Annotated in this window: 10 protein-coding genes; 6 read left to right on the forward strand and 4 right to left on the reverse strand. The window is 32.8% G+C overall.

The annotated features are described in order from the left end of the window. Positions 1–64: 64 nt before the first annotated feature. The 3 genes from NST10_RS06530 to NST10_RS06540 all read left to right on the forward strand — a co-directional run bounded on the left by NST10_RS06530 (position 65) and on the right by NST10_RS06540 (position 4,612). On the forward strand, positions 65–430 hold the full coding sequence (locus NST10_RS06530; protein ID WP_000159128.1) for a metalloregulator ArsR/SmtB family transcription factor: 366 nt from the start codon (positions 65–67) through the stop codon (positions 428–430). Continuing rightward, positions 423–2,603 carry a cadmium-translocating P-type ATPase CadA gene (cadA, locus tag NST10_RS06535; RefSeq protein ID WP_160199962.1) on the forward strand — a complete coding sequence of 727 codons (2,181 nt, stop codon included), beginning with the start codon at positions 423–425 and terminating at the stop codon, positions 2,601–2,603. The genes NST10_RS06530 and cadA overlap by 8 nt, the downstream gene beginning before the upstream one ends. Before the next feature lie 362 nt (positions 2,604–2,965). Then, entirely contained in the window at positions 2,966–4,612 is a 1,647-nt protein-coding gene (locus tag NST10_RS06540; protein WP_061641398.1) for an IS1182-like element ISSau3 family transposase, read from the forward strand. A 66-nt stretch (positions 4,613–4,678) separates the two neighbouring features. Here the strand turns inward: NST10_RS06540 and mco are convergent, their stop codons facing one another. Both mco and copB read right to left on the reverse strand, forming a co-directional pair. After that, a complete protein-coding gene (gene mco, locus NST10_RS06545; protein ID WP_000277154.1) occupies positions 4,679–6,112 on the reverse strand; it encodes a multi-copper oxidase Mco in 1,434 nt (477 codons plus the stop codon). A 14-nt stretch (positions 6,113–6,126) separates the two neighbouring features. Next, positions 6,127–8,172, reverse strand: coding sequence for a copper-translocating P-type ATPase CopB (gene copB / locus NST10_RS06550; RefSeq protein WP_000069452.1), 2,046 nt, complete (start codon positions 8,170–8,172; stop codon positions 6,127–6,129). A 266-nt stretch (positions 8,173–8,438) separates the two neighbouring features. Between copB and NST10_RS06555 the strand changes: the two genes are divergently transcribed. After that, positions 8,439–9,014: a recombinase family protein gene (locus NST10_RS06555; RefSeq protein ID WP_000690626.1), complete on the forward strand. Its 576-nt coding sequence runs from the start codon at positions 8,439–8,441 to the stop codon at positions 9,012–9,014. 334 nt (positions 9,015–9,348) lie between these two features. Here NST10_RS06555 and NST10_RS06560 read toward each other — a convergent pair whose 3' ends face one another. Beyond that, positions 9,349–10,344: a YeiH family protein gene (locus NST10_RS06560; protein WP_000838599.1), complete on the reverse strand. Its 996-nt coding sequence runs from the start codon at positions 10,342–10,344 to the stop codon at positions 9,349–9,351. Between the two features lie 124 nt (positions 10,345–10,468). Here NST10_RS06560 and NST10_RS06565 point away from each other — a divergent pair, with 124 nt between their 5' ends. Continuing rightward, on the forward strand, positions 10,469–11,290 hold the full coding sequence (locus tag NST10_RS06565; protein WP_000377738.1) for a LysR family transcriptional regulator: 822 nt from the start codon (positions 10,469–10,471) through the stop codon (positions 11,288–11,290). Between the two features lie 301 nt (positions 11,291–11,591). Here NST10_RS06565 and NST10_RS06570 read toward each other — a convergent pair whose 3' ends face one another. Continuing rightward, positions 11,592–11,684, reverse strand: coding sequence for a type I toxin-antitoxin system Fst family toxin (locus NST10_RS06570; RefSeq protein WP_001791613.1), 93 nt, complete (start codon positions 11,682–11,684; stop codon positions 11,592–11,594). A gap of 228 nt (positions 11,685–11,912) precedes the next feature. On the opposite strand from NST10_RS06570, the gene NST10_RS06575 reads away from it, so the two are divergent. Beyond that, complete coding sequence (locus tag NST10_RS06575; protein ID WP_000397995.1) at positions 11,913–12,236, forward strand: hypothetical protein; 324 nt, start codon at positions 11,913–11,915, stop codon at positions 12,234–12,236. Positions 12,237–12,332: the final 96 nt, after the last annotated feature.

A 12,332-nucleotide genomic window follows, 5' to 3' on the forward strand; every position in this document is an offset into this window, starting at 1 on the left:
TTTGTTTATGGTGGGATATATTATAATCATCAAACAAACAGTCATTTGAATAAGGAGGATAATTATGACAAAAGATATGTGTGAAGTTACCTATATTCATGAAGATAAGGTAAACAGGGCTAAAAAAGACCTTGCTAAACAGAATCCTATGGATGTAGCGAAAGTTTTTAAGGCTCTATCAGATGATACAAGAGTTAAAATTGCTTATGTTTTGTCTTTAGAGGGAGAGTTATGTGTTTGTGATGTAGCTAATATCATTGAATCTTCAACGGCTACGGCATCCCATCATTTAAGATTATTGAAAAATTTAGGTATAGCAAAATACCGTAAAGAAGGAAAAGTAGTCTATTATTCACTAGATGATGAGCATGTTAAACAGCTTGTAGAAAAAGCTTTCTTGTATCAAAGGGAGGTTGCTAGTATTGGATAGTTCAGCAAAAACATTAACAGAAGATAAACAGGTTTACCGTGTGGAGGGTTTCTCGTGTGCGAATTGTGCTGGGAAGTTTGAAAAAAATGTAAAACAACTAGCTGGAGTTCAGGATGCAAAAGTGAACTTTGGCGCTTCCAAAATTGATGTATATGGAAATGCATCGGTTCAAGAGCTTGAAAAAGCAGGTGCTTTCGAGAATCTTAAGGTATTTCCCGAAAAACTAGCGAATTCATCGATGCAAGCGGTCAAAGAAGACACTAAGGCTCCTAAAGAAGAGAAAATACCGTTTTATAAAAAACACAGCACATTGCTGTTTGCCACATTACTGATTGCTTTTGGTTACCTTTCTCACTTTGTAAATGGAGAAGATAACCTTGTAACTTCCATGTTATTTGTAGGTTCGATTGTAATTGGCGGATATTCACTATTTAAAGTTGGTTTTCAAAATTTGATACGCTTTGATTTCGACATGAAAACCCTGATGACCGTAGCAGTTATTGGAGCTGCCATCATTGGTGAATGGGCAGAGGCATCCATTGTTGTCGTTCTCTTTGCAATCAGTGAAGCACTTGAACGTTTTTCTATGGATAGAGCAAGACAGTCCATTCGTTCATTGATGGATATTGCCCCAAAAGAAGCACTTGTTATGCGGAATGGTCAGGAAATAATGATCCATGTGGACGATATTGCCGTGGGTGATATTATGATCGTCAAACCAGGGGAGAAAATTGCCATGGATGGGATCATTATAAATGGTGTGTCGGCTGTCAACCAGGCTGCTATAACAGGAGAATCTGTCCCTGTTGCCAAAACGGTAGATGATGAAGTATTTGCAGGTACGCTTAACGAAGAGGGACTACTTGAAGTAAAAATCACCAAATACGTAGAGGATACAACTATCTCCAAGATTATTCATCTGGTTGAGGAAGCACAAGGGGAGCGCGCTCCAGCGCAAGCATTCGTAGATAAATTTGCGAAATATTATACGCCGATCATTATGGTTATTGCGGCGCTCGTTGCAGTCGTTCCACCTTTATTCTTTGGTGGAAGTTGGGATACTTGGGTTTATCAAGGATTAGCGGTACTTGTAGTTGGATGTCCGTGTGCATTAGTTATTTCTACTCCAATCTCGATTGTCTCGGCAATTGGAAATGCAGCTAAAAAAGGTGTGTTGATTAAAGGCGGTGTCTATCTAGAGGAATTAGGAGCCATTAAGGCAATCGCATTTGATAAAACAGGAACACTGACAAAAGGTGTACCAGTGGTAACAGATTTTAAAGTGTTAAATGATCAAGTGGAAGAAAAAGAGCTGTTTTCCATTATTACAGCTTTAGAATATCGATCACAACATCCACTTGCTTCAGCAATAATGAAGAAAGCAGAGCAAGATAATATTACTTATTCCGATGTTAGAGTGGAGGACTTCACTTCTATTACAGGTCAGGGCATTCAAGGGAATATAGATGGAACAACCTATTACATTGGCAGTCCAAGGCTTTTTAAAGAATTAAATGTTTCCGATTTTAGCCTTGAGTTTGAAAATAAAGTGAAAGTTTTACAAAACCAAGGGAAAACGGCCATGATTATTGGAACGGACCAAACAATCCTCGGCGTGATTGCTGTAGCAGATGAGGTCCGCGAAACAAGTAAAAATGTGATTCAAAAACTTCATCAGTTAGGAATCAAGCAAACAATTATGCTGACAGGTGATAATCAAGGTACCGCAGAAGCAATCGGTGCTCATGTAGGCGTTTCTGATATTCAGTCCGAATTGATGCCACAGGATAAGTTGGACTATATTAAAAAAATGAAAGCCGAGCATGGTAATGTAGCTATGATTGGCGATGGCGTCAATGATGCTCCTGCACTTGCTGCATCCACTGTTGGCATTGCAATGGGCGGTGCTGGAACAGATACTGCCATCGAGACAGCTGATATTGCATTAATGGGAGATGATTTAAGTAAGCTTCCATTTGCAGTAAGACTTAGCAGGAAAACGCTAAATATCATCAAAGCGAACATCACGTTTGCCATCGGAATTAAGATAATTGCCTTACTATTGGTTATTCCAGGCTGGCTAACCCTTTGGATTGCGATTCTTTCCGATATGGGAGCCACTATTTTGGTAGCATTAAATAGTTTGCGACTGATGAGAGTGAAGGATAAATAGGTACTATATGTGTGCAATTTACGGAGAGGCTGGGACATAAATCCCTAAAAAGCAGCAGTAAGATAATTTTCAATTAGAAAATATCTTACTGCTGTTCTCTATTTATACAATACTTCGTATTGAATGGCTTCGCTTTGCCCGTCTGGCACATTACTGTAAAATTCTATAAATAGAATTTTTGATGACGGATCCCTTCCTAGGGTGCCGTCTCAGCCTTGGTCTTCGACTGGCACTGCTCCCTCAGGAGTCTCGCCATTAATACTACGTATTAACATGTAATTTTACTTTGAAATACTTTAAAAAAATAAGACACTTTCGTATAATTTAATAAATACCACTAAACTAAATTAACGAGGTGCCTTATGTATAAAAATTATAACATGACCCAACTTACACTACCAATAGAAACTTCTGTTAGAATTCCTCAAAATGATATTTCACGATATGTTAATGAAATTGTTGAAACGATACCTGATAGCGAATTCGATGAATTCAGACATCATCGTGGCGCAACATCCTATCATCCAAAAATGATGTTAAAAATTATCTTATATGCATACACTCAATCTGTATTTTCTGGTCGTAGAATAGAGAAATTACTTCATGACAGTATTCGAATGATGTGGTTAGCTCAAAATCAAACACCTTCTTATAAAACTATTAATCGTTTTAGAGTAAATCCTAATACTGATGCATTAATTGAATCTTTATTTATTCAGTTTCATAGTCAATGTTTAAAGCAAAATCTTATTGATGATAATTCAATTTTTATTGATGGTACAAAAGTAGAAGCTAATGCCAATAGGTATACATTTGTGTGGAAGAAAAGTATTCAAAATCACGAATCGAAATTGAACGAAAATTCAAAAGCATTATATCGTGACTTAGTTGAAGAAAAAATAATACCAGAGATAAAAGAAGATGGAGATAGCGATTTAACAATAGAAGAAATAGATTTAATTGGTAGTCATTTAGATAAAGAAATCGAAGATTTAAATCATTCTATTCAGAACGAAGATTGTACTCAAATTAGAAAACAGACCCGTAAAAAAAGAACTGAGATTAAGAAGTTCAAAAAGAAATTTGATGATTATTCCGAAAGAAAAAGTAAATATGAAGAACAAAAATCGATTCTTAAAGATAGAAATAGCTTTTCTAAAACTGATCATGATGCAACTTTTATGAGAATGAAGGAAGACCATATGAAAAATGGCCAACTTAAGCCAGGATACAATTTACAAATAGCGACAAATTCTCAATTTGTTTTATCCTATGACCTATTTCAAAACCCGACAGATACTAGAACTTTAATTCCATTTTTAACAATGATTCAAAATACCTTCGGTTATTTACCGGAGTATATTGTAGCTGATGCAGGTTATGGTAGTGAGCAAAACTATATGGCTATTATAGATGATTTTAATAAAACGCCACTTATTACGTATGGTATGTTTATTAAAGATAAAACGAGAAAGTTTAAAAGTGACATTTTTAACACTCAAAACTGGAAATATGACGAACTTAATGATGAATTTATATGTCCTAATAACAAAAGAATAGGTTTTAAAAGATATGCATACCGTAATGATAGATATGGTTTTAAACGTGACTTCAAACTATATGAATGCGATGACTGTTCAGCATGTTCTTTGAGGCAACAATGCATGAAGCCAAATTCGAAATCCAATAAGAAAATCATGAAGAATTATAATTGGGAATACTTTAAAGCCCAAATTAATCAAAAGCTTTCTGAACCAGAAACGAAAAAAATCTATAGTCAAAGAAAAATTGATGTAGAGCCTGTTTTTGGATTTATGAAGGCTATTTTGGGTTTCACTCGAATGTCAGTTCGAGGAATAAATAAAGTTAAACGAGAGCTAGGTTTTGTATTAATGGCACTTAATATAAGGAAAATAGCAGCTCAACGAGCTGTACATTATAAAATAAATATCAAAAAAGCTGATTTCCATCAAATAATTAATAGAAATCAGCTTTTTTACATTGCCTAAGAACTTAATGTCCCAGCCTCATCCCTAAAATATTTGGAGATGATAAAATGATCGCGACGATATAAATTATTTTGTTACTTTTATTTGTCCCATCATTCCATTATCTTCATGCTCAAGTATGTGACAATGGAACATGTATGTCCCAGTATTTTTAAAAACCACTTCTATTTTGGCTTTTTGTCCAGGTTCCAGAGATATAACGTCTTTTTTGCCTCTCATATCTTCTGAAGGTTTCTTCCCATCCACTGATAAAACTTTAAATTGCGTTCCGTGGATATGGAACGGGTGCTTCATACCACTCATTTTATCTTTGACGTTTTCAATTTCCCAAGTTTCTTTACGGTTTACCTTTTGTGTGAAATCTATTCTGTTAGGATCGAATTTTTTGCCATTAATAGTAACATTATCGTCCATACCTTCTAATTTGATTTTTTTATCTACTTTTGGAGTAGTGTCTTTGTTAGTACTTTTTTCTTTGTTAATAATTGGTAAAATTACTGTTTCATCATTATCAACAAGATTGACTTTTTCTTCTTTCATTTTAGATAAATCTATTACTATTTCTTTTCTTGCTGAAGGAGCTAAATTAATTTCTTTTAACTTTTTAGTCTTTTCTAAATGGCCGCCTTCTGAAGCAATATATTCAAAACTTTGATTATTACTTAGCTTAAGATTTAAATCCCGAGCATTGGAGCCATTTAAAAGTCTCAAACGTATTTTTCCTTCTTTTGTTGTTAATTTAGGATCTACTTTCCCATTCACAAGGACTGTATCACCTTGAGTACCATCTTCATCTTTCGTTTTTGTATAATTTAATTTTTTAGATACAAATGTTTTATCTTGGATTATTATAGGCAAATCATTTTTCCCATAATTGCTAGGATAATTATTCTTTTTGTCATCCTCTATATATAATAACCCTGATAAACCATTATAAACTTGTTTAGCTGTATTTGGGGAGGGGTGGGGATGATACCATAATGTAGCAGCCTCTTGTTTAACCTCAAATTTTATTGTTTTTTCTTTTCCTGGTTTTATAACTTGAGAAGGGCCTCCATCCACTTTTCCATCTATTTCTAACCCATGCCAATGAAATGTTGTATTTTCATCTAAGTTGTTGACTAACTTAATTTTAACCTTATCTCCTTTTTTTAATTTTAAAGTTGGCCCAAGTAAATTTCCATTGTATCCTAAAGTGTTAGAGAAATTACCTTTGTAAAATTCTGTCTTTCCTTTCTGCGCTTTTAATGTATAACTTTTATAACCATTGTTATCTTTTTTAGGATCTAAAACTTTGGGAAATGTTATTTCATTTTTTCCTTGTGAAGAATTCAAATTTTTTCTTTCGTCATGACTTTTCATATCCATCATATCATTTCGCTTTTGATCATTTTCTTTCATGTCCATCATGTTGTGCTTACCTTCTGCAAAAGTATCATTAGGAACCATAAACATTATAGAAAATAACGTAATTAAAATTGTGAACATTTTTTTATACATTATATTTACCTCTTTTATTTTAATTTTAATGTAAATGCATTAATTGCTACGATGATCGTACTTAAAGACATAAGTATTGCACCCACAGCAGGTGATAATATTAAACCAATAGAAGCTAATATACCAGCTGCAAGAGGAACTGCAATCACGTTATATCCTGCGCCCCACCATAAATTTTGAACCATTTTTTTCATCGTATTTTTTGAAAGGGACAAAAAATTGATAATATCAGAAGGATTACTTTTAACGAGTATGACATCCCCCGATTCAATAGCTACATCTGTCCCTGCGCCAATTGCCATACCAATATCTGCTCTAATAAGGCTTGGCGCATCATTGATACCATCACCAACCATCATGATTTTGCTACCATTGCTTTGATAATCTTGGATAATACTTTCTTTATCTTCGGGCATCAATTGCGCGTGGACATCACTAATACCTAATTCTTCAGCCACTGTTTGTGCCACTTCTTTATTATCGCCTGTAAGCATGACTGGCGTAATGTTTCTCGATAATAAATCCGAAACCATTTGTTTTGAACTTTCTTTAATTTTATCGCCTTGTGCGATAATACCAATAACTTGTCGGTCATGAATTAGATAACTAATAGAATTCCCTTGTTGAGCGAGATTCGTAAATTGTTCTTTATTATAATCAAAATTGCTTTTATCGAGATAAGAAACATTCACTATTTTGAGTTTTTTATTATCAACTGTGCCTTCTAAGCCTACACCTGGAATATTATTAACTTCTTGAGGAGTAGCATATGAAATATTTTTGCCTTTAGCAAAATCAACAATACCAGTGGCAAGTGGATGATTAGAATTACTTTCTAATGAAGCAAATAGACTCAATATTTCTTCATTATTTAACTCGTCTGTAAAACTTTCATAGTGATTCACTGAAAAGTTACCTTCAGTTAGTGTCCCAGTTTTATCCATCATGATGTAATCAATGTGTTGTGCGATTTCTACAGATTCTCTGTTTTTAATGATTAAACCATTATGTGCGCCTATAGAGGTAGAACGTGCTGTAACTAAAGGTATTGCCAAGCCTAATGCATGTGGACAAGCAATGACTAATACGGTTACTAGCCGTTCAAGTGCGAAATCGACGTTGTTTTGAATAAGCATCCATACGATAAATGAAATCAGGCCAATACTTACTGCAAAGTAAAACAAATAACCTGCGACTTTATCAGAGAGGAGTTCAGCTTTTGACTTATCGTTTTGAGCTTGGTTAACAAGACCCATAACTTGAGATAGGTAGCCATTTTCACCCGTAGCAGTCACTTTAACTTGTACTGTACCTGAACCATTAATTGAACCTCCAATAACATCATCATTATGAGTTTTATGAACTTTTTTTGATTCGCCAGTAACTAATGATTCGTCAATTGATGTTTCTCCTCGAACAATGATTCCGTCTGTGGGTATACTTTCGCCTGCTCTGACTTCCACAATATCGTCAATATGAATATCTGATATTTTAACTTCTTCTCGTTGATTGTTATCAATCAGCTTCACTGCAGTATTAGGTAAAAGTTCTGCCATTTTCTTCAGTGCATTGCCTGCATTACCTACTGCGTTCATTTCAATCCAATGACCTAATAACATGATTAAAATTAAAGTCGCTAATTCCCAGAAAAAGTCCATTGTATGTGTGGATGAACCACTGAAGTTATTCATATAAAAGGCGTATAAACTATAAATATAAGCTACTGAAATACCTAGAGCAACAAGCGTCATCATTCCAGGTTTTTTAGTTGAAATTTCATCTTTAGCCCCTGATAAAAATGGCTTTCCTCCGTAAAAGAATAAAATTGTAGCAAGAATTAATACAATCCAATCTGACCCTGTAAATGAAATTTGAAACGGTAATTTAACTCCCATCATGGGCGATAAAATAATAATCGGTATCGCAAAAATCAAAGAAATAAAGAATTTACTTTTAAAATTTCCATGATGGTGATGTTCATGATTACCATGACTAGTGTGATTTTCATGTTCTTGATGACTATGATGCTCATGATTTTGGTGTTTTTTGTTATTCGACAAAATTAAACCTCCTAATTTTATATTTTTAAAGATAGTAATAAGACAATTTGAGTGTAACATATACGGGATAGGGGTATATACCATTTGACTTTTTTATTTTGTAGTGTACAGAAAATAACCATTTTCTGTACACTCTTTTTTTATATCGAAATAAGTGAGGATTACATTTATTTTTATGTTCAGAAACCCAATAAAAAATCTATGTTCATAAAAGTACCCGTATTTAAGTTATGGTACACTAATGATGGATATAGGAGGTTTGTATTTTGAAAATAGGTTATGCAAGAGTTTCAACAGGATTACAAAATTTAAATTTACAAGAAGATCGATTAAATGCATATGGTTGTGAAAAGATATTTAACGATCATATGAGTGGTTCAAAAAGTAAAAGACCTGGTTTAGATAAAGCAATTGAATTTGCAAGGTCTGGAGATACTATTGTTGTTTGGAGATTAGATAGACTAGGACGTAATATGGAGGATTTAATTACATTAGTTAATGAGCTTAATGAACGAGGTGTAAGTTTCCATAGTTTAGAAGAAAATATAACGATGGATAAATCAAGTTCTACCGGACAATTATTATTTCATTTATTCGCAGCATTTGCAGAATTTGAACGTAATTTAATTTTAGAACGTTCTTCAGCTGGTAGAATTGCAGCACGTGCTAGAGGACGGTATGGTGGAAGACCCGAAAAATTAAACAAACAAGATTTAAAATTGCTCAAAACACTTTATGATAATGGTACGCCAATTAAGACAATTGCTGAACAATGGCAAGTTTCACGTACAACAATTTATCGTTATCTCAATAAATTAGAAGATGAAAAGAGTGATAAGTAAATACAACTTAACTTTCAACAATAATAAAAGTTAAAAAATACACACTAATCATACGTTTAAGCTATTATAAATTCAACAACTTCATTTGTATGATTAGAATGTACCCTAAATTATATTGTTCCATAGTTAATAGAAATATTGAAATTTACTATAATTAAACTGTCAAGGTAAGTCGGAATATGCATTGTAAAGCTTGATATGTCAGTAATAATAAAGAAGAATAGGCCTAGTAAGAAAAAGGCTGATCTTTTTTTGACCGTAGTAATATGGAATGCCTTCAATGTGTTGTGTTTGTTTGTGAGAATCTATATCAATTTTTTAATATACTTATAGTCTAACTATAAAAGTACTTAGCAACAATAAATGTCACAGTTGATAAACAAATAGATACAATAATGACAGCTATTAATGGTTTGAAAGCACGATCTTTTAAGTCTTTAAATGAAACATTTAACCCTAATGCAACCATTGCCATCAATAAGCATATAGTAGTGATATTATCTATAATTTGCATAACCATGTGTGGCAAGGATACATAAGTATGGAATAATGCCATCATGACAAAACCAAGTAAAAAGTAAGGTACATCAATACGCTTTTTTTCATTCTCACTATGCGATTTTTTTCTCATAATTAAAATTAAAATAATACTCAGAGGTATTAATAAAAACACACGTCCCAGTTTTCCTAACAGTCCCATACTCAAAGCCTCTTGGCCTGAGAAGTCTGAAGCAAGAATTACATGTGCAATTTCATGTAAACTTGTACCTGACCAGACCCCAAATACTTCAGGAGATATTGTAAAAATAGAATATATTACAGTATATGCAAGCGAAAATATAGTGCCAATAAGTGCGACAATACCAATACTAATCGCAGAATCTTTTTCTCTAGATTTTAATATTGGAGATACTGCTGCAATAGCTGCCGCGCCACACACCCCAGTGCCAATACCTAATAATAGGATGAGGTTTTTATCTCCTTTAATATATTTATTTAGTAACAACATTAATCCGATACTAAAAAGGATGACTCCAATATCGATTAATACCAAATCGCTACCTTTTCCAATTACATCATAAATATTTAACTTTAATCCATATAATATAATAGCTAATTTCAGTAACCGTTTAGACGAAAATGCGATTCCTGAACGATATGCTTCAGGGTAACCCTTAAAATGTCTATATAGAATCGCAATCAGTATAGCAATTGTTAAAGCACCTATCTTATCTAAAAATGGTAACTTTGAGCCTAATAAACTTATAACTGCGATGATAAATGTGAATAATAAACCATAAATAAAGGCTTTGCTTTTTAAGGACTTCACTTTTTAACTCCTCCTTTATCAAAAGCTTAGCATCGCATAGTTATAACGTAAAATAAATATTAAGTATATTACTCATAACATTTTTGTTATAATAGAGGTATTCAAATGTCAGGAGACCTAGTTAATGGATTCATTAAAAGTTCTAACTGAAGTAGTTAAAACGCAAAGTTTTACTAAAGCTGCAGAAAATTTATATACTTCACAGCCATCAATAAGTCGCGATATTAAACGATTAGAACTGGAATACGATGTAAAAATTTTCGAATTTAGACATTCTAAAATGTCTTTAACAAGTGATGGGGAGAAACTATTTCAATATGCTTTACAACGTGAGCGATTAGAACAAAACTTAAGACACGATTTGAAAATGCAACCTGATATAATTTCAGGAGATTTAACGATAGGGAGTAGTTACACTTATGGCGAATATCGATTGTCACAACATCTTGCTGATTTAGCCAAAAATTATCCTGAATTATACATTCATGTGTATTTAAATAATTCTGATACAGTATTACAACATATTAAGAATAACACTATCGATTTAGGTATAATCGAAAAAGAGGTTCAAAGTAATATTATACACAGTAGACGTATTGCTCAAGATGAAATAGTATTAATTCGCAAAAAATCATCATCTTCAAATAAGTCAATATGTTTTATCAGAGAACGTGGATCAGGGACAAGAGTCTATCAGGAAAATGCGTTATCACAAATGACTTCATCCTCTTATTTAGTAGAAATTAACAACACAAATCTAATTAAAAATATGGTCCACGCTGATAAAGGCTTTTCTATTGTTTCTAAATCAACATTAACACCTTATGATTTAGAAAAGCTAGAAGTAACAAACTTAGACATCAAACGTTATTTCTATTTAGTCATACATAAGGATAAGTATATTGATACGAAGCTTAATGAAGTTATTAAAAATTTGATTTCATGAATTTTGATCTTTGTATTATTTATTCTAAATTTAATGCACGTTCTAATGACAATCTATATAAAAAAAGGATAAACTCTCAATACATAACATTCATAAATTATCCTTTAAATTATTGACAATTAGCGTCAAAATATTGAAACGATACCTTGTAACTGATACTGTACATATCACTTTGCATTTCTTTACTAACCAGTGTTATAATCTATATAACGAAAATGATTAACAATTAATGCACCAATCCCCACACTATTGCAGTAGTGTGGGGATTTTTTCGATGCTGGCTTATAAAGTCGCCTATTAATTATTTGTTGCGTTTACTAAGCCAATAAGTATAATACGCAACAGCACAGCCACTGATGACTGGTGCTATGATGTGAACGAAAATGATTAGCAAAGTAATGCACCTCCTCTCTTCGTCAATTGACGCCTGAGAGATAGGCGACTCTATTATTATACCATCTGTGAATATACAAGCATATCTACTTCCGATAAGTCGTCTTATGTTATATAACTTTGTTTTTTTATAGTATCAAGACAAGAAGAAACTCGTTTCAAAAACCACCTCTTTTTGACATTAACGTAACGTAATACATTACAATAAATAAAAAAAGAGGTGAAAACAATGGAATTTTATCAAATGCCAATGTTTAATAAAGTGCTAATGAATCATTTGAGACTAGAGAAATATCAAGACTTAATGCTAATTTCTCAAAAAGATTTTGAAGTTGGAAACTCAATATACTTAAATATCTTAGTAAAAGATATCGAAGAAAAATCACAAAACATTTCACAAAAATTTATAGTAAGCCAATTAGAAGAACAACCATGGAACGCTAAAGAAATGACAATAAAAGATCCAGATGGAAACTTAATCACACTTACTCAATCAAATATTAGCGATACTGATTTTGAAAAATTAATGAAAAAAACTTCTAAAGATTATTAGATAGCAAATCTATATTGCTTTATTCCAATTGCTTTATTGACGTTGAGCCTCGGAACCCTTAACAATCCCTAAACTTGTCGAATAGTCGGCTTAATA

This window comes from Staphylococcus sp. FSL W8-0305 (assembly GCF_037966415.1).
In the GTDB taxonomy this organism is placed as follows: domain Bacteria; phylum Bacillota; class Bacilli; order Staphylococcales; family Staphylococcaceae; genus Staphylococcus; species Staphylococcus aureus.